The 18,258-nt window shown below is 62.0% G+C and carries 20 protein-coding genes; 11 read left to right on the forward strand and 9 right to left on the reverse strand.

Going from position 1 to position 18,258, the window contains the following annotated elements:
* Positions 1–209: 209 nt before the first annotated feature.
* From AC5J09_RS17060 to AC5J09_RS17080, 5 genes are all read right to left on the reverse strand, one after another.
* The gene (locus AC5J09_RS17060; RefSeq protein ID WP_494298070.1) at positions 210–1,682 is read right to left on the reverse strand and encodes a protein adenylyltransferase SelO; all 1,473 of its coding nucleotides are present in this window, start codon (positions 1,680–1,682) and stop codon (positions 210–212) included.
* 167 nt (positions 1,683–1,849) lie between these two features.
* A complete protein-coding gene (locus AC5J09_RS17065) occupies positions 1,850–2,806 on the reverse strand; it encodes a homocysteine S-methyltransferase family protein (RefSeq protein ID WP_494298071.1) in 957 nt (318 codons plus the stop codon).
* A gap of 88 nt (positions 2,807–2,894) precedes the next feature.
* Positions 2,895–3,422: a DUF1697 domain-containing protein gene (locus AC5J09_RS17070; RefSeq protein WP_494298072.1), complete on the reverse strand. Its 528-nt coding sequence runs from the start codon at positions 3,420–3,422 to the stop codon at positions 2,895–2,897.
* A 12-nt stretch (positions 3,423–3,434) separates the two neighbouring features.
* Positions 3,435–5,543 carry a S9 family peptidase gene (locus AC5J09_RS17075; RefSeq protein WP_494298073.1) on the reverse strand — a complete coding sequence of 703 codons (2,109 nt, stop codon included), beginning with the start codon at positions 5,541–5,543 and terminating at the stop codon, positions 3,435–3,437.
* A 174-nt stretch (positions 5,544–5,717) separates the two neighbouring features.
* The gene (locus AC5J09_RS17080) at positions 5,718–6,608 is read right to left on the reverse strand and encodes a VOC family protein (protein WP_494298074.1); all 891 of its coding nucleotides are present in this window, start codon (positions 6,606–6,608) and stop codon (positions 5,718–5,720) included.
* A gap of 342 nt (positions 6,609–6,950) precedes the next feature.
* Between AC5J09_RS17080 and AC5J09_RS17085 the strand changes: the two genes are divergently transcribed.
* The 3 genes from AC5J09_RS17085 to trhA all read left to right on the forward strand — a co-directional run bounded on the left by AC5J09_RS17085 (position 6,951) and on the right by trhA (position 8,703).
* Entirely contained in the window at positions 6,951–7,373 is a 423-nt protein-coding gene (locus tag AC5J09_RS17085) for a universal stress protein (RefSeq protein WP_100671998.1), read from the forward strand.
* A gap of 59 nt (positions 7,374–7,432) precedes the next feature.
* Complete coding sequence (locus AC5J09_RS17090) at positions 7,433–7,777, forward strand: TraR/DksA family transcriptional regulator (RefSeq protein WP_100671999.1); 345 nt, start codon at positions 7,433–7,435, stop codon at positions 7,775–7,777.
* Positions 7,778–8,040: 263 nt separating this feature from the next.
* Positions 8,041–8,703 (forward strand): PAQR family membrane homeostasis protein TrhA, encoded by a 663-nt coding sequence (gene trhA / locus AC5J09_RS17095; RefSeq protein WP_100672000.1) that lies wholly within the window; start codon positions 8,041–8,043, stop codon positions 8,701–8,703.
* Positions 8,704–8,725: 22 nt separating this feature from the next.
* Here trhA and AC5J09_RS17100 read toward each other — a convergent pair whose 3' ends face one another.
* Both AC5J09_RS17100 and msrB read right to left on the reverse strand, forming a co-directional pair.
* A complete protein-coding gene (locus tag AC5J09_RS17100) occupies positions 8,726–9,223 on the reverse strand; it encodes a hypothetical protein (protein ID WP_100672001.1) in 498 nt (165 codons plus the stop codon).
* A gap of 190 nt (positions 9,224–9,413) precedes the next feature.
* Positions 9,414–9,821 carry a peptide-methionine (R)-S-oxide reductase MsrB gene (gene msrB, locus AC5J09_RS17105; RefSeq protein WP_100672002.1) on the reverse strand — a complete coding sequence of 136 codons (408 nt, stop codon included), beginning with the start codon at positions 9,819–9,821 and terminating at the stop codon, positions 9,414–9,416.
* A gap of 252 nt (positions 9,822–10,073) precedes the next feature.
* Here msrB and AC5J09_RS17110 point away from each other — a divergent pair, with 252 nt between their 5' ends.
* The 8 genes from AC5J09_RS17110 to mucR all read left to right on the forward strand — a co-directional run bounded on the left by AC5J09_RS17110 (position 10,074) and on the right by mucR (position 16,857).
* On the forward strand, positions 10,074–12,449 hold the full coding sequence (locus tag AC5J09_RS17110; RefSeq protein ID WP_494298075.1) for a putative monovalent cation/H+ antiporter subunit A: 2,376 nt from the start codon (positions 10,074–10,076) through the stop codon (positions 12,447–12,449).
* Positions 12,446–12,865, forward strand: coding sequence for a Na(+)/H(+) antiporter subunit B (locus AC5J09_RS17115; RefSeq protein WP_018094534.1), 420 nt, complete (start codon positions 12,446–12,448; stop codon positions 12,863–12,865). Before AC5J09_RS17110 ends, AC5J09_RS17115 begins: the two co-directional genes overlap by 4 nt.
* Positions 12,865–13,242: a Na+/H+ antiporter subunit C gene (locus AC5J09_RS17120; RefSeq protein ID WP_003527393.1), complete on the forward strand. Its 378-nt coding sequence runs from the start codon at positions 12,865–12,867 to the stop codon at positions 13,240–13,242. Before AC5J09_RS17115 ends, AC5J09_RS17120 begins: the two co-directional genes overlap by 1 nt.
* Positions 13,243–13,248: 6 nt before the next feature.
* Positions 13,249–14,814, forward strand: coding sequence for a Na+/H+ antiporter subunit D (locus tag AC5J09_RS17125; RefSeq protein ID WP_494298076.1), 1,566 nt, complete (start codon positions 13,249–13,251; stop codon positions 14,812–14,814).
* A complete protein-coding gene (locus AC5J09_RS17130; RefSeq protein ID WP_494298077.1) occupies positions 14,811–15,287 on the forward strand; it encodes a Na+/H+ antiporter subunit E in 477 nt (158 codons plus the stop codon). The genes AC5J09_RS17125 and AC5J09_RS17130 overlap by 4 nt, the downstream gene beginning before the upstream one ends.
* Complete coding sequence (locus tag AC5J09_RS17135; RefSeq protein WP_494298078.1) at positions 15,284–15,670, forward strand: cation:proton antiporter; 387 nt, start codon at positions 15,284–15,286, stop codon at positions 15,668–15,670. Before AC5J09_RS17130 ends, AC5J09_RS17135 begins: the two co-directional genes overlap by 4 nt.
* The gene (gene mnhG, locus AC5J09_RS17140) at positions 15,670–16,020 is read left to right on the forward strand and encodes a monovalent cation/H(+) antiporter subunit G (RefSeq protein WP_100672008.1); all 351 of its coding nucleotides are present in this window, start codon (positions 15,670–15,672) and stop codon (positions 16,018–16,020) included. Before AC5J09_RS17135 ends, mnhG begins: the two co-directional genes overlap by 1 nt.
* Before the next feature lie 405 nt (positions 16,021–16,425).
* Entirely contained in the window at positions 16,426–16,857 is a 432-nt protein-coding gene (gene mucR / locus AC5J09_RS17145; RefSeq protein ID WP_018094540.1) for an exopolysaccharide biosynthesis transcriptional regulator MucR, read from the forward strand.
* Between the two features lie 201 nt (positions 16,858–17,058).
* Here the strand turns inward: mucR and AC5J09_RS17150 are convergent, their stop codons facing one another.
* Positions 17,059–17,481 (reverse strand): SufE family protein, encoded by a 423-nt coding sequence (locus AC5J09_RS17150; protein ID WP_324763099.1) that lies wholly within the window; start codon positions 17,479–17,481, stop codon positions 17,059–17,061.
* A gap of 180 nt (positions 17,482–17,661) precedes the next feature.
* The gene (locus AC5J09_RS17155; protein WP_275596579.1) at positions 17,662–18,099 is read right to left on the reverse strand and encodes a DUF5330 domain-containing protein; all 438 of its coding nucleotides are present in this window, start codon (positions 18,097–18,099) and stop codon (positions 17,662–17,664) included.
* Positions 18,100–18,258: the final 159 nt, after the last annotated feature.

Raw genomic sequence — 18,258 nt, forward strand, 5'->3', positions numbered from 1 at the left:
GACGTGCCGTGGACACCACTGATTCCGCGGGCAGGCCCGGCCGGGCCTGGAGGAGAACGCGCATTGCCGACGACGAAGGCGCGGCTCCGTGCGGAGCCCGGTCGGTGCGCTATTTCGAAGTTAACGCAAAACGCGTGCCTTTCAATGGCCACAATCCGACGGAGACCGAGATTGTCGGCGCATGGTCGCATGACGATCGACAGGGAGTGTCAGGTGCCGCAGAAGGTTTGGAGCACTTCCTCGCCCGGCTTGGGTGGCGCGGCGTAGGCTTCGCGGCCCGGCTGGTCCTCATAGGGACGGGAGGTCACCTCGACGAGCGCTTCGAAGAGCGAGAAATCCGCGTCTTGCGTTGCCGCATCGATCGCCTGTTCCACCCGGTGGTTGCGCGGAATGAAGGCGGGATTGACGGCGCGCATCGCGGCAGCGCGTTCGGTTGCCGGTTGCGGTTCGCGTTCGAGCCTTCGGCGCCAATCCACGAGCCAGGGTGAGAGTGCCTGCGGTTCTTCGAAGAGGCTTGCAAGCTCCGTATCGGCGGCCGCGTTTTCCGCGGATGCCGCCAGCCGGCGGAAGGTGAGAGTGAAATCGGCTTTCCCGTTCTGCATGAGCGTCAGCAGCGACTGAACGAGGTCGAGATCCTCGTCTCCGTCCGTGAACAGGCCGATCTTGCGCCGCATGCCGCCGAGCCAATGGTTCTGGAAGATACTCCCGTATCCGCCAAGGGCGTCGTTGGCGAGGTTCACGGCCGTGTCCGCCACGGGATCGAACAGCGTCACCAGCGTCTCGGCGAGGCGGGCGAGGTTCCACTGACCGATCGCCGGCTGGTTGGCATAGGCATAACGGCCGAACTGATCGATCGAACTGAACACCGTTTTCGAATCGTAAACGTCCATGAAGGCACAGGGGCCGAAATCGATCGTTTCGCCCGAAATCGTCATATTGTCGGTATTCATCACCCCATGGATGAAGCCGACATGCAGCCAGCGCGCGATCAGTGCAGCCTGACGCGCCGCGACCGCCTTGAAGAGCGCGAGATAGGGTTTCTCATCCTTCTTCAGCTCCGGATAATGACGGTCGATCATATAATCCGCGAGCGTCCGTATCGACTCCATGTCGCCGCGTGCCGCGAAGAACTGGAACGTGCCGACACGAATGTGGCTTGCCGCGACCCGGGTGAAGACGGCACCCGGGAGAATCTGTTCGCGGTAGACGGGCTGACCCGTGACCGTGGCGGCCAGCGCACGGGTCGTCGGCACGCCGAGCGCGTGCATCGCCTCGCTGACGATATATTCGCGTAGGACAGGCCCGAGCGCCGCCCGTCCGTCGCCGCGGCGGGAGTAGGGCGTCTGGCCAGCTCCCTTGAGCTGGATATCGCGTCGCCGTCCGCCGGCGTCGGTCACCTCTCCGAGCAGGATGGCACGTCCGTCGCCGAGCTGCGGCACGAAAGCGCCGAACTGGTGGCCCGCATAGGCCATGGCGAGCGGTTCGGCACCTTCGGGGACGAGATTACCCGAAAAGATCGCCGCGCCGTCGCGTTCGAGCGCTTCGGAGTCGAGCCCAAGCTCGACGGCCAGCGGTCGGTTGAGCTTGATCAGCCACGGTTCCGCGACCGGCGTCGGCTCCACACGGGCGTAGAAATTGGCCGGCAGCCGGGCGTAGCTGTTGTCGAAGCGGAATGCGGTCATCTTTGAAATTGGCTGCGTTGGAACGGGACTCATCGCGATACAGCGGCACGCCGAAAGTCGGCCGCCCTTTCGCAGCAAGTCTACACGAGCCTCGCGCTTTTCGCGAGTTTTCGGCCTGGACGCCTATATGAGCCCCCTCGCTCCTTCGTGCGAAGGGGCCGTCGCGATCAGGCACTGAGCGCAGCTCGTGGCAGGCACGCCTCGCAGATCGCCGCCATGTGCCGGTGGTCGGTACCGCAACAGCCGCCGAGCACCCGCAAATGCGGCAGGCGGCGGGTGAGCGAACGATAACGTTCTGCAAGGTCGCACGCGTCGCCCGCATCCAATGTCTCGCTCTCGTCGAGTTCGGCATGGCTCTTCGTCGAGGCATTGGCGCGAATGCCGCCGATCCGCCGGACCCAGGCGCTCTGCCGTTCCAGCACATTCTCGAAATGGGTCGGATGGGCGCAATTGATCATGTAGTAGTGCGGATAACCGCCGGTCTCGGCGTCCACCGTCTCGATCGCGTGCTGTAGCGAGCGACCGGTAACCAGGCGGCCGTCGGTCTCCACCGTGAAGGAGATGGCGCAGGGCATGTCATGGCCCCTGGCGGCCCGGACGACCCCGATCGCCTCCTCGGTATTCGTCATCGTGACGGCCGTGATCATGTCTGCTTGGCTGTCGGCAAAGGTGGCGACCTGGGCGCAATGACAGTCCTCCGCTTCGTCGGCCGTAATCCGGCCCGCCTGATAGTAATCGCCGCGCGGGCCGATCACGCCATTGAGGACGACCGGAGCCTGCGGCCGCTCGTACTCGGTGCGCAACCCCGTGAGGAGATCAACGGCATCCTGATTGACCTTTCTCAATGCCGCCGCATCGTAGCCGAGTTTTTCACCCCAATCGGCATTGGCGCGCCATGTGGCGGTATCGAGCACGAAGCCGGTGCCGTGGCGCCTGGCGATTTCGAGATAGCGCGTGTAGTAGCGCAGAAGCCGCCGCCGGCCTTCCGCCGTCGAGAGCAGGACGAAGGACGCGAAATGCGGGAGTTCGATCCCCTCCTGGAAGATCAGCGCGGTCTCCATGCCACCGTCGCTCAAGAACATGCCGCCCCGTACAAGCGGCAGATCGTGTCTGTACCTGGCCAAGTCCTCCACCTTTATCCCTCCTTGCGTTTGTTCTCCTGCCAAATTGGCAGGGGCGCAGCAGAGTATGCACAGGCGTCTCGCTGTAACGTCAGGAACCCACTTCCATCGCGGCGGCCATTTCCGCCAGCTTGCGTATTGTGTTGAGATTGCGCGCCGTGCCCGGTCTGAGCGCCGGAAGCTTCAGCTTCGATCGTCCGGATCCATTCGGATAGTGGATATAGATTTCGCGCCCGTCGATCCGCACCTTTTCTCCATCGGGTGCCACCAGCCTGTCGAGCGCGTCGCGGGGAGGCGGCTCCGGCAGGAAGGTGATCAGCAGCAAGTTCGGCTTGGCATCGAGAAACCGCTCCGCCCTGGCGGCGACGTCCTCCAGTTGGCGGCGGCTGCGGAGCAAGACTCCCGGCGCTTTGCCCATTTTCGCCGCCAGCGCCTGTTCGAGTTTCGCCTGCACTGCGGGCTCAGGCAGGTCAGAGCGAAAAACGACGTTGCCGCTCTGGATATAGGTCTTGGCCCCCGCGAAGCCGAGCCCATCGCAGGCGGCCCTCAGGTCCGCCATCGTCAGCTTGCCGGTGCCGCCCACATTGACGGCCCTGAGCAGTGCTACATAGACCGGCACCGGCTCTTCCCCTTACGCCTTGCCTGCGACCTTGATGGCGAAGGCATATTCGAAGGCGATCTCCTCCAGCCGCTGAAAGCGACCGGAAGCGCCGCCGTGGCCCGCATCCATGTTGGTCTTGAGCAGGATGGGTTCGCTGCCGGTCGTCTCCTCGCGCAGTTTCGCCACCCATTTCGCCGGTTCCCAATAGGTGACGCGCGGGTCGGTCAGGCCTCCGAGCGCCAGAATGGCGGGATACGGCCTGGCACCGACATTGTCGTAGGGCGAGTAGCTCGCGATGATGTCGTAGAACTCCTGGCTGTCGATCGGGTTGCCCCATTCGGGCCATTCCGGGGGTGTCAGCGGCAGCGTGTCGTCCAGCATCGTGCTGAGCACGTCGACGAAGGGCACCGCGGCGATGATGCCGCGGAACTTCTCCGGCGCGATATTGGCGATGGCGCCCATCAGCATGCCCCCAGCCGAGCCGCCCTCGGCGACGATGTTCGCGTAGGAGGTGAACTTTTCCTGATTCAAATAATCGGCGGCTGCGATGAAGTCTTTGAACGTATTGGTCTTCTTCGCCATCTTGCCGTCTTCGTACCAGTGGAAGCCCTTGTCCTTGCCGCCGCGGACATGGGCGATCGCATAGACGAAGCCGCGGTCGACGAGCGACAGGCAGTTGGTGTTGAAGCTGGCGGGAATGGTGATGCCGTAGGCACCGTAGCCGTAAAGCAGGCAAGGGGCGGATCCGTCGAGCGGTGTGTCCTTGCGATAGAGCAGGGTGACCGGCACCTGCTCGCCATCATGCGCCGGGGCGAATACCCGGCGGGTCACATAGGCGTCCGGATCGTGCCCGGAGGGGACTTCCTGCGTCTTGAGCAGCGTGCGCTTGCGCGTCTGCATGTCGTAGTCGAACAGCTGCGAAGGCGTCGTCATCGACGAATAGGAGAAGCGGATGATGTCGGTGTCGTATTCGGCCGCACCCGAAAGCCCCAGAGAATATGCCTCCTCGGCGAATGCGATGGCGTGTTCCTCGCCGGTTCGGCGGTCGCGGATGACGATTTCCGGCAACCCGTTGCGGCGCTGCAGCCAGACCAGATGCCGAGCATAGGCCATATGGCTGAGGATCAGCGTTCCCGGCTTGTGCGGCACGACCTCGCGCCAGTTTTCCTTCTGCGGCGCTTCCACCGGCGCTTCCATGATCTTGAAATCCTTGGCGCCGTCGGCATTGGTAAGAATGTAGAAGACGTCGCCGCCCTCGGTCATGGAATATTCCAGACCGGTTACGCGCTCCGCCACGAGCCTGGGCTCCGCGGCAAGGTCGCTGGTCGGGATGAGCCGATACTCGCTCGTCTCGTGGTCATGGATGTCGATATAGATGAAATCGTCGAGGAGCGAACCGCCGACAGACATGAAGAAGCCGGCATCGGGCTCCTCATAAACCAGCCGGTCCTCCGACTGCGGCGTGCCGATGACGTGGTGGAAGATCTTCGATGGCCGGTGGTTCTCGTCGAGCACGGTATAAAAGAAGCTCTTGCCGTCCGGCGCCCAGGCGCCGCCGCCGCCCGTATTTTCGAGCAGGTCCTCGAGGTCCTCGCCGGTCGAAAGATCGCGCACCTTCAAAGTGAAATATTCCGACCCTTTGTCGTCGTACCCCCAGATTCCGCGGGAATGATCGCTCGAATGGTCGAGCCCGGCGATACGGAAATAGGCCTTACCTTCAGCCTCCCTGTCGCCGTCGAGCAGCACCTTGCGGATCGTCTCGTCGCCCGCAGCACCCTCACGCGGGATCCGGAAATAGCGCGGATGCTCGCCGCCGGTGACGTAGGACGTCCCGTAGGCAAAAGGGCCATCCTTCATCGGAACCGATGAATCGTCTTCCTTGATCCGGCCGCGCATTTCGGCAAACAGCGTCTTCTGCAGATCCTTCGTGTCCGCCATCGCGGCGTTCATATAGGTATTCTCCGCCTCCAGATGGCGGCGGATCTCGGGATCCAGGATCGACGGATCCTTGAACATGGCCTGCCAGTTTTCGGCCCTGAGCCAAGCGTAATCGTCGGTGCGGGTCATGCCGTGGCGGGTATCCGTTGCCGGCTTTTTCGGGGCGACGGGTGCGGCGGGCAGGTTCTTGAATACGGACAAGGCATGTCTCCGGGATCGGTCCTGCTGCATGTCTTCCGGAGGGGAAAACAGGCAGCAGATTAATGCGCTACAGCGACCTCTTGCGCGTCTGACGAGACGTGCGGCGCCGTATGGGGAGACAATGAGATAGAGGGCACCAGCGCGGCGATCAAGCGGAAAGGGCCGCCGAGACGCCTAGGCGACGAGTTTGAGGCCGATGCCCCACGGGTCGGTGAGGCTATGCGTGTCGCCCTGCCTGTCCCTCGCTATTTCGAGCGCGTCGAGCTTCTGGATCGCCGCGTCGAGGGCCTCCGGGTCCCGGAAGCGGATCGTGTAGTCGGCGAGACCGGTCATGTTGCCCTGGCGTTTCGGCGCTCCGCGAGAATTCCAGATATTGGCCGCCACGTGGTGATGGTACTTGCCGGTCGCGAAGAAGCTGGCTCCAGGGTAGCGTGCCATGAGGTCGAGCCCCAGGCCATTGCGGAAAAAATCGTCCGCCTGCGGGATATCCGAGACCTGGAGGTGAATGTGACCGATCGTGGTGCCGGCCGGCAAGCCGTCCCAGCTGTTCTTCGGCACCTCGTGGTAGAGTGCCTGCAGATCGAGCGGCAGCGTGTTCATTGCCACCATGCCGTCCGCTCCGTAATTCCATTCGGCGCGTGGGCGATCGCGATAAATCTCGATTCCGTTACCTTCCGGATCAGCGAGATAGATCGCTTCGCTGACGAGGTGATCGGAGGCTCCCTGCAACTGCACCCCGTTTTCGGCGGCGTGCACGAGCCAGCGTCCGAGCTCGGTGCGGTCCGGAACCAGGAATGCGTGATGGAAGAGACCGGGTGCACTTCGCGGAGCCCTTACGGCATTGCCGTCGCCCGTCAATGTCAGGAGCGGTCTTCCGGCGACGCCGAGCGTCACGCCGCTTTTGTTCGCCTCGATCGGCGACAGACCGATTATCCGCTGGTACCAGGACGAGACCGTCTCCAGGTCGCTGACGACAAGATGCGACCGATCGACATAAGCGGGCATCGCGGTCGCGTGATCGGCGGGAACGCTGGCCTGCAGCTTCGGTTGTGCGGTGTCCTTCATCCTATTCGCCTTTCGGACAGCGGGAGGGCGACGCCCGAGACTGTGATCTGCTGCCCTCAATCCAATATGAGTACGTGAACAGGTAGGCGGAAGCTCTTATATTACTTGATGTTGTGTTCGACAAACGTTGACAGTCGTCGCGGCCGCGCTACCTTTAACGGTGGGAGCGATGGGAGCAGAGGGGCGGTCACTTTGATCCAAGTCAAGGCCCGTACAGCCGTCACCGTTCGATGTCGGTCCGGCGCAGGACGGCGTACGTGATGTGGTTTCCGTCTCTATCGGGAGCCAGCGGCCGTCGCATTCGGCGTGCGACGTGGTAACATAGGAAAAGGACGTAGCAGCATGTACAGGAAGATCATCGTGCCGATCGCCATGGATCAACTGGAGCACGGCGAGTCCGTCCTTGGCATCGCCGAGAAACTGATCGACGAGGGGGGAGAGATCATTCTGCTCAACGTCGTCGAGGATCTCAACGCCTATGCACAAGGGTACATGATCGTCGATTTTCCGCTGGAGATGATCGAGGAATCGCGCAAGCACGCGGTCAAGACCCTGGAAGCGCTGAAAACCAAGCATGGCATCAACGGACGCGTCGAAATCCGCACCGGCGGAGCTGCCGGCAGCATCAATGCACTGGCCGAGGAAGAGAAGGCCGACCTGGTGATCATCGCGTCCCACCGCCCGGGCCTGATCGACTATTTCATCGGGTCGACCGCCAGCCGTGTCGTCAGCCATTGCCCCTGCGCGGTTCTCGTCGACCGGTAACACTGGGAATAAACGGCACGGTGCAGGCCCCCTGCGCCGCGATCCGAAGGAGTCACGCAATGGATAAGTATGCGCTTGACGACTTTCGCGAACAGCTTTTGCGCCGCAAACGCGAACTTCATGGCCGGTTGATGCAGATAGAGGAAGATCTCGAGCAGCCGATGAATGCCGATGTGCCGGATCGCGTAACGGAACGGGAGAGCGATGAGGTCCTGGAAGGACTCGGCCTGGCCGGCCAGGGCGAGATTCGCGCGATCGATGCTGCACTCAACCGCATCGAAGCAGGGACCTTCGGCATTTGCGTGCGTTGCGGCGACCCCATATCCCCGGAAAGGCTGCGCGCCGTGCCGCATGCTCCGCTCTGTCAGACCTGCGCCGCCGAGATCGCGACCGGCGGGAGATAGCCGCCCAAAGCTCCCACCTGCTCCAGAGGAAGCCGCTGCCGCACGCTCCGGCGGAGGGTGCGGTATTTGTTGTAATGCGTTGCAAAAGTTGATCCTTTCGCCCGATCCTGGTGCTTTGCCGCGCCGCTGCCCTGTGGCAGGATGAACCGAACCAGTGGTCTTGTGCGGCGTTACGGACCGTTCGAATTCGCCTGATCGATCATGAGGTATTTCGTTGCTGCTGCAGGCTGCACGGATATCGGAAGCGGAGCGGGAGGGGCCGCGTGAAGGTTGCCGGCGTCAAATGGGACTACGACCGATCGGAGATGATCGCCGACGCAATCGTCCATGGGATCGGCCTTTCGGCGGCGCTCGTCGGTGTTACCGCCCTGATCTTTTACGCCACCGTCTGGAGCACGTCCGGGCAATTGGCCGCGGCTTCGATCTATGGCGGCGGGCTCATCGCCGCTCTGTCCATCTCATTCGTCTATAATCTCTTTCCGGTCGGCCGGGCCAAGTGGCTGCTGCGTCGGCTGGACCACTCCGGAATCTTCGTGCTGATCGCTGCAACCTACACGCCGTTTCTGCAGCGCGGCTGGGATGATCCGTTCCTCTTCTCGATGCTGGTCGCCATCTGGCTTATCGCAGCCGCCGGCATCGCCATGAAGTGCCTCCTGCCCGGGCGCTTCGATCGGCTGGCGATCTTGCTTTATCTCGCAATGGGCTGGAGCGGCTTGCTCGCCGCGAAATCCCTCTTTACCGCCTTGAGCGCAACGACGCTCACTCTGATCGTCATTGGTGGCGTCATCTATTCGGTCGGGGTCATCTTCCATGTCTGGGAGCGCCTGCGCTTCCAGAACGCCATCTGGCACGGCTTCGTCGTCACGGGAGCTGCTGTGCACTATTCCGCAGTCCTGACCTGCATCAGCAGCGCCGCCGTATCTTAAGCTTGGAGTCAGAGCTGCAGCTTCAGTCTGCAGCAGGCTGACATTCTTCCGACGGCCTGAGTGCCGAGGCCATGCGCGAGATGACCCCATCGAAACTGGTCAGTTTGCTCTTCCGATACTGGAGCCTGAAATAGGCGGCGCTGCCGTCGCAGAGCGCAATCGCCCGCGTATAGAAGACGTCGCTCTCGCGCGCGCCGGAAAAGCTCGCCCAGGCGGACGTGACGCGCGAGAAGATGATTCGCCAGTCGTCCTGCTTCTCGTAGCCGATCCTTTCGGCGACGTCGGTTTCAAAGTCGCCATCCGGCGGATGGGTGCCGAACACCATGAGCGTCGCACCGTTGTCATCGGCGTGAAATCTGACACCGTCGCCGTTATCGGCCTCGAGGCCCATCTCGAATCCGGGCGGGATGTCGACCGTGTAACCGAAGCGGGGATTGGCGTAAGGGTGCCAGTCGTCCTCGGCGACAGCGGGCGAGGCAAGCGTCACGAGGAGCAGAGATGCGATACAGGCACGGCGCATGCGGGGCGTCCTCTAGGCTTCGTTCGACCTGCCGCTTCTCCTCACCGCGCCGCGCGTTTTGTTCTGGACGCCGAGGGCCGCCGCAACGGCTTTGAACTGCTGCACCATCTTATCTTCAAAACGTTCCGGGTTTAAGGGCATGCGACAGACCACACGCAGGCTGGAAAGTGCCGCCGAAACAGGCCCGTGGTCAATCCTCCTCGAATGTCATCGCGGTGCCGTTCAGGCAATAGCGCAGGCCCGTCGGTGGAGGCCCGTCGGGGAAGACATGGCCGAGATGGGCGTCACAATCGGCACAGCGAATCTCCGTTCTGACCATGTGGTGCGAGCGGTCCACATATTCAGAGATCGCGTCCGGATCGACCGGGGCGAAATAGCTGGGCCAGCCGCAGCCGGAATCGAACTTGGTATCCGAGCGGAACAGCGCGCGGCCGCAACAGACGCACTTGTAGGTGCCATGCCTTTTATTGTCGAGGAAGGGGCCGGTGAAGGGTCGCTCGGTGCCATGTTCGCGTGTGACGCGGTACTGCTCGGGCGTCAGCGCTGCCCGCCACTCCTCGTTCGTCTTCGTAATCTTCGGCATCCGGTTTTCGGACATGGCTGCGCTCCTTTCGATTGCAGCGAATATATAGGATGGGTTCTGCTTGGGCACAAATGCGGGTCGATGCCAGGAGCTCCGCGTTTTGGACAGGATACTGATCAGGGGCGGGACGAAGCCGCTGCCCTCTACACAGTATAAACGTGGCATAACCTCACACCCCGGCCGATTTCCCTTGAGGCAGGCCCGACCATCTTCTATGTCCGGTTAAAGCTTGACTGAAAGATCAATGAGAAGGAGCGTGTCGATACGATGGATGCCGCGGCCCTGACATTCCTGGCCCTCGGTCTTCCCTTTGCCGCGGCCGTCGTCGCGCCGGCCCTGACCCGGCTTCTCGGCGGGAATGCCGCCTGGCTTTTGGCGCTGGCGCCACTCGCCGTCTTCATGCATCTCGCAGGCTTCATTCCGGAGGTCGCCGCCGGCGAGATCGTCACCGGCGGCTATATCTGGATACCGTCCTTCAACGTCAGCTTCTCCTGGCTGATCGACGGCTTGTCACTGACATTCGCACTTCTGATTTCGGGCATCGGCACACTGATCGTCCTCTATTCGGGCGGATATCTGAAGGGGCATCCCGACCAGGGCCGCTTCTTTTCGTTCATTCTGATGTTCATGGGCTCGATGCAGGGGCTCGTCGTCTCGGACAGCTTCCTGATGCTCTTCGTCTTCTGGGAGCTGACGTCGATCACTTCGTTCCTGCTGATCGGCTTCGATCACGGCCGCGAGGCGGCGCGCCGCGCGGCTTTGCAGGCTCTGGTCGTGACCGGGGGAGGCGGACTTGCCTTGCTTGCCGGGCTCCTCATCCTGTGGAACGTCAGCGGCGTCACGCAATTTTCGCTGCTGCTGTCCTTCGGAGACGAACTGAAGCAGAGCCCCTTCTATCTCGCGGCGCTGCTCCTCGTCCTCGGCGGCGCATTCACCAAGTCGGCACAGTTTCCGTTTCACTTCTGGCTGCCGAACGCCATGGAAGCGCCGACTCCCGTTTCGGCCTATCTGCACTCGGCGACGATGGTGAAGGCGGGCGTCTATCTTCTGATGCGGCTCAACCCGGTGCTCGGCGGCACGACGGAGTGGCAGGTGCTGTTGCCGCTCTTCGGCGTGACGACGCTCGTCGCCGGAGCCGCCCTGGCAGTGCGCCAGACGGACCTGAAGATGATGCTGGCCTATACGACCATGTCGTCGCTGGGTCTTCTGGTGATGCTGACCGGGCTCGGCCTGCCCTACGCCATTGAAGCCGCAGTGCTTTACCTGGTGGCGCATGCCCTGTTCAAGGGGGCGCTGTTCATGGTGGCCGGCATTATCGATCATGAAACCGGTACGCGCCACCTGACGAAGCTCGGCGGCCTGCGCAGCGCCATGCCTCTGACCTTCGCCATAGCTCTTGCGGCGGCCCTGTCGATGGGCGGCCTTCCGCCCTTTTTCGGGTTCCTTGCGAAAGAGGAAATCTACGCCGCACTCTCCGGTTTCGACCGTCGGTCCATGGTGTTCGCGGCCTTGACCATCCTCGGCAACGGCCTGATGTTCGCCGTCGGCTTCGCGATCGCTCTAAAACCGTTTCTCGGCCCTAAGGTCGATACGCCGAAGCATGCCCACGAGGCACCGGTGCTCCTCTGGATCGGCCCGGCTATCCTGGCTGCGATGGGCCTGTCCAGTGCGCTGATGTCGGGCCTCGTTCATCGGTTCGTGACCTCGCCCATGGCCTCGGCCGTTGCCGGCGAGCCGAGAACCGTGACGATATCGCTCGCACCGCATGTCGGCGTGCCATTGTTGCTCTCCGTGGTGACGCTGGCGGTCGGCGTCGTTCTGTTCCTCAATCTGACGCGGCTGCGCGCGGCCATGGCGGTGATCCTCGCCGATATCGGCTGGGGACCGGATCGAGGCTTCGACCAGTTCATACGCGGCCTCGTGCGGTTTGCGGTCGCCGCGACCCGGCGCTTGCAGGGCGGCCGTCTCGATAACTACATGACCGTGACTTTCCTGCTCGTCGCCGCCGTCATGCTCGCATTGCCGCTGCGCTATGGCGAATTCCCGCGCGCACCTTTCTTTCCGGGCGACGTTCCGCTGCACGAATTCGCGATCATGGCGATCGCCGTGCTTGGCCTCTTCGCCGTGGTGCTGGCCGCGGACAGGCTGACGGCGATCGTGTCGCTCGGAATTCAGGGCTTCGCCGTTGCGATGCTCTTCCTGCTTTACGGCGCTCCGGATCTCGCCTTCACCCAGTTCATGATAGAGACGCTGTCCGTCGTCGTGCTGGCACTGGTGATGACCCGGCTGCGGCTGTCTCCCTCCGATCACCGACCACTCAGACAGAAGCTTCCCGACTTCACGATCGCGCTCGCCTGCGGAATCGGATTCGGCCTTTTCCTCCTCCGGGTTACCGGTGTGCCGTTCGATTCGACGCTGACGGAATTCTTCAACCTCTATTCGAAATCGATCGCGCACGGCGCGAACGTGGTCAACGTCATCATCGTCGACTTCCGCGGTACGGATACGCTCGGCGAAATTGCCGTCGTGCTGGTTGCTGGCCTGTCCATCCTTTCCCTCGTGCGGTTGCGGGCGGGATCGTTGAGACGCGGCGAAACGCGCGAGATCGCCGCCGCTGAAGCGAACACGAAGGAGCCGGTATGAAGTCGATCATTTTTCGGACCGTCGCGCCCTTCCTCGCCGGATTGATGATGCTTTTTTCGATCTTTGTGCTGCTGCGCGGCCACAACGAGCCCGGAGGCGGCTTCATAGGCGGTTTGATCGCCGTTTCGGCGCTGGCGATCTACGGCATCGCCCACGGTGTGGAGACGGTGCGGCGGGCGATATTCTTCCACCCGATGGCTATCGCGGGCGCGGGCCTTTTCGCCGCGACCTTGGCCGGACTGGCGTCCCTTTTCGCGCGGGTGCCGTTCATGACCGGGCTGTGGATATATCCCTCCTTTTTCGGCGTCGAAGTTCCGCTCTCCACGGTCATGCTGTTCGATACGGGGGTCTACCTGGTCGTCGTCGGTGCCATCAGTTCGATCGCGCTGTCGCTTGAAGAAAGAGGGGGCGCCTGATGGAGACCTGGTTTTCCCTGCTGGTCACTTTCTTCTTCACCGTCGCCATTTACCTGCTTCTGTCGAAATCCATCATCCGCGTCCTGCTGGGCGTGGCGATCCTGGGAAATGCGGTAAACCTTCTGATCTTCACCGGCGGCCGCCTGACGCGTGACGTACCGCCGGTCATAGCGGAGGGTGCCGATGTGCTTTCCGGTCCGGCGGCCAATGCCTTGCCGCAGGCGCTGATCCTGACCGCCATCGTGATTTCCTTCTCCTTCTTCGCCTTTCTCCTCGTTCTCGCCTGGCGCGCCTATGAAGACCTCGCGACAGACAACACGGACGAGATGCGTGTTGCGGAACCGGTGAACGAGCCGGCGCCGCCACTGGGATACTGACGCACCATGGCCGTTTCCACCCCCGCTCATGTCGATCTTTCCGCAGCCCTGATGCTTGCCCCCGCGTCGGCCGTCGAATGGCTCGTCGTTCTGCCCGTCGCCTGGTGCCTGGCCGTCGGCGCGCTCCTCGTGATGCTTCGTCGCTGGGCCGGCCTCCAGCCCGCAATAGCGCTTGCGAGCCTGGCCGTTCTGGTGTTGATCGACGTGGCGCTGCTCGATCACGTCGCGAGAAACGGGCCGACGACCATGGTGATGGGGCGTTGGCTGCCGCCGTTCGGTATCGCCTTCACGGTCGACCTGACCGGTGCGCTCTTTGCCCTGGTGGCGGCCTTGGTCGCTTTTGCGGCCGGCATCTTTTCGCTGGCCGATATCAACGACAGCGGCCGGCGCTATGGTTTCTATCCGCTGCTGATGCTGCTGATGGCCGGCGTATCGGGAGCCTTCCTCACGGGGGATATCTTCAACCTCTATGTCTGGTTCGAGGTCCTGCTGATTTCCTCCTTCGGGCTTCTGGTCCTCGGCTCCGAGCGCGGGCAGATCGACGGGACGGTGAAGTACGGCTTTCTGAACCTGGTCGCAACGACGCTGTTCCTGGTCGCTACCGGCTTCCTCTACGCCGTGTTCGGCACGCTCAACATGGCCGACATCGCGCGTAAGGCCGACGAACTGCGCGTCAATGCGCCGTTGATGACTTTGGTCGGACTCTATGTTCTCGCCTTCGGCATGAAGGCGGCCGCGTTTCCCTTGAACTTCTGGTTGCCTGCTTCCTACCATACCCCTCGCGTCGTCGTGTCGGCGCTCTTTGCCGGCCTGCTCACCAAGGTCGGTATCTATGCGTTGATCCGCGTGACGGTCATGCTCTTTCCGATCGAAAGGGAGGAATTGAGCTTCGTACTGGCGCTCGTCGGTGCCCTGACGATGATGGTCGGCGTTCTCGGTGCGCTCGCGCAAACGGATTTTCGTCGCCTTCTCGGCTACCTCGTCGTTTCGGGCATCGGTTCGATGCTCGCAGGCCTAGCCATCGGCGGACCGGGCGGCATTGGCGGCGCGATCTTCTACGCGCTCCATTCGATGCTGGTGATGACGGGCCTTTATTTCGCCTCCGGGATCGCCATGCGCCTCGGTGCAGACAGCTCGATCGCAACGCTTGCGGGCCTTTACCGCAAGCATGCGGGGTTTGCGGCGCTGACCTTGATGCTGTGCTTCGCCATTTCGGGGCTGCCGCCCTTCTCCGGCTTCTGGCCGAAGGTCATGCTGGTGAAGGCGGCCATCGATATCGGCGCCTGGTGGCTTGCCGCCGCGCTCCTTCTCGTCGGCTTCTTCACCATGATTGCGACCGGCCGCCTTTTCCTCCTGGCCTATTGGCGAGACAGCGCGATCCCCGAGGCGGCTGCCGGCCCGGCCCCCCTGTCCGCGACGGCCTTGGGTCCGCTTGCAGCACTTACGCTTCTGGCGCTTGCGCTCGGCCTCTATCCCGAACCGCTGCTTGCGATGATCCAGAGCGCCGCAGCCGGTCTTGCAGAGCCGTCCGCTTACCTGAATTCAGTCTTTCCCACAGGAGGTCCGCAATGAAATTCCTGCTGACCAACCTGGTCTTTACGCTTATCTGGGGAGCAATCAGCGCCAGCTTCACGCCCGCGAACCTCCTGCTGGGCTTCGCGGCCGGCGCCTTGTCGCTCTGGTTGATCCGGCGTGAGCTGCGCCCGGTGGCTTACCCGCTGAGACCGTTGCGGCTCCTGCTGCTCGCCTTGTTGTTTTTCAAGGAGCTCGCGATTTCCGCAACGAAGGTCGCGATTCTGGTTCTCCGCTCGAACATGGCGCTGAAGCCTGGCATTTTTGCCTATCCGCTCGCGCTCAGGAGTGACTTCGAGATAACGCTGCTCGCCAATCTGATCACGCTGACGCCGGGTACGCTGTCGGTGGATGTCTCCGAAGATCGCAAGACCCTCTACGTTCATGCGCTCGATTGCGCCGACCCGGGGGCTCTACGGCGAGACATCGCCGGCGGCTTCGAACGTCGAATTCGGGAGGCCTTCGAACCATGACGCCCGCTGCAGTCCTGAGCACGGCCTCCGGCGTGGCGCTCGTGCTTCTCTCTCTCGCGCTGCTGTTGACGGTGCTGCGCATCATTCGCGGGCCGACGCTTCCGGACCGGGTGCTGGGCCTCGATATGCTGGTGGCGATTGCGATCGGCCTGATCGCGGTGATCGCCGTGAGAACCGGCTACTATCTCTACATCGATATCGCGATCGCCCTCGGGCTCGTCGGCTTTCTTGCGACGGTCGCTTTCGCCCGCTTCATCCTGGCGCGCGGTCTCTCGCCGGAGCGCATGACGCCGGGCGCAACTGACCTGCCCCAGGCAAAGCCGTCGTCGACGCGCTCGCGCGCGGGACAGGCTGGGCGCCGCAAACGCAAGGGAGCGCGTTGATGGTTCTGCAAATCATCGCCTACCTCGTTGCGCTGATCATGATTGTCGGCGCCTGCTTCTCGCTGCTTGCCGCGGTTGGCCTCATCCGCTTCCCCGACCTTTACACCCGCATGCATGCGGCCTCGAAAGCCGGTACCGTCGGTTCGGGTCTGCTGCTCTTTGCGGCCGGGCTGCATTCGCTCGATGCCGCCGTCTTCGTGCGCGCACTTGCGGGATTTGGCTTCTTCGTGCTGACGGCACCGATCTCGGCCCATCTATTGGCAAAAGCCGCGCATCAAGCGGGCTACAGGATGACAAAACGATCGGTGATAGATCAGCTTCCCCATAAGGAAGAGCCGCGCGGGCATTGACGGGCAGCATTTCTGACTCTGTATTTGAGGACAATTTTGCCGAGCGTGACAATTTTAGCAACTCGGAATAAAGTTGCTGCATGCCGATAAATTTATGTTTGGACTTTTGGCAGATCAGTGTTAATGCAGTAAATGCAAAGTGTCGTCGTGGAAAATACTTTGAGATGAAATTCCAGCCTGAGTTGTGATGCTTGTCCGTTGCTTTGAGGTGTCGGCCACTTTGGCGCCTTGGTGACGGTTCTTCCCTCTCGCAATTCGAGCCTTGATGTTGCGGCAGAACCGCAGTCTCCATTGCGAGATCGCGGTCGGTTCCGAGGCGGCAAGCGCTGATTGACGGCATTTTGTACATCCTCCCCCTGGAACTCTGTTTCAGGTTTCGTCGCTGGATTCCGATAGGAGAAAGAAATGACAGAGACTTCGCTCGGTGCGAGCAATGAACTCCTGGTTGAGCTTACGGCGGAGATCGTTGCCGCCTATGTAAGCAACCACGTGGTTCCGGTTGCCGAGCTGCCGACGCTCATAGCCGACGTGCATTCGGCTCTCAACAACACCACGGCTCCTGCACCGGTGGTCGTCCCGGTGGAAAAGCCGAAGCCCGCGGTTTCGGTCCGAAAGTCGGTGCAGGACGACCAGATCACATGTCTCGAATGCGGCGGCACCTTCAAGTCGTTGAAGCGGCATCTGATGACGCACCACAACCTTTCGCCGGAAGACTACCGAGACAAGTGGGATTTGCCTGCGGATTATCCGATGGTCGCGCCGGCATACGCGGAAGCACGCTCGCGGCTCGCCAAGGAAATGGGTTTGGGACAGCGTCGGAAGCGCCGCGGCAAGTGATCCGGGCGGCCCCACGGGGCCATCGGGAACGCGCGACGCCTGAGTTGTGTCATAAAGGCCGGCCGGTTCATTCGGGCCGGCTTTTTCAGGACGTTTAAGTATTTCATTGAAACACTGACACGCTGCCACCCGTTGAAGCTACGCGCTTCCGGACGAAAACCGTTACGCACTTGTCCTGGAAGTGCTATGACTCTTCGCCGGTCAGGCAGGCAGGCGTCCTTCGGCTTCGCTCTTGATACGCCGGATCATCGAGCGCAGGCCGTTCGCGCGTTGCGAGGAAAGGTGTTCGATGAGGCCGATCTTGCCGAAGATGTCGAGAGCGTCGGTTTTGGTAATTTCCGAAGCACGCTTGCCGGAGAAGATGGCGAGGACGATTGCCACGAGGCCGCGCACGATATGCGCATCCGATTCTCCCTCGAAGGTGAGAAGCGGGTCTTCCGTATCGCCGGTCGCATGGGTCACGAGCCAGACCTGGCTGGCACAGCCCTGCACCTTGTTCTCGCTCGTCCTCGAGGCTTCCGGCATCTCGGGCAGGTTTTTGCCAAGTTCGATCACATAGCGGTAGCGATCTTCCCATTCGTCGAGAAATGCAAAGTCGTCGATGATCTGGTCAAGTGAAGTCATGCTATGTCCGGCTTTCGGCGCCCGCTGCGTAGCGCAGTCCGCGTGAAACTGCTTCAATCGCAGTTCGGGCGCATCGTTTCACCTTCATATAGGAGAGGCGGGCCGCAAAGAGAACAGGCAATCGCGTTTCCCCGCGCTGCCACGCCCCAACGATCAGTCTTGCCTTCTCCGCGGCAGGGCTTACTTCCCGGAAGCCGGACCGGGATCGAGGCGGTGTTCCGGAACCGGCATACGCTTGAACGCTTGTTCGGCCTTCTCCGTCGCTTCCGCCGAAGGGATACTTTCTGCCGGTGCGACGGTACCGGTCATGACCTTGACGTCGGGAGCGGCGGCGTCGCCTTCCGCGAACTGGGTGTTGAGAAACTCATAGGCGATGCGAGCGCCTTCGCGGGCGCGATGTCCGAGGGCGACGAAAGTCTCCGCACCCTTCTCGCAGACGTCCGGCTTCTCTACGCAGATCGCGCTTATATATTGAAAGGCTTCGTTCGCGGCAGAGAATGTGCCGCCGATCTCCATCTTCGGGCCGTGCTCGAGCTTCTCGCTGCTCGACGGATCGAGAAACGGCAGCAGCACCAGCACCAGCGAGAACCAGAACGTCGCCTTTACGAGAAACCACATCTTGCGCCATCCTCTTTTGCCTTCGGCTCCGGCCGTGGTGTTTACGCTTCGAAACTAGCGCGGGAATCACAAGGCCGCTTTTCCAGAAACAACGGTATTTGCTTCAAATTTTATTGAAATACAGGGATCAGCATATTCGTGCAGACGCTTTTCCCTGCA

The organism is Sinorhizobium sp. (genome assembly GCF_059070375.1).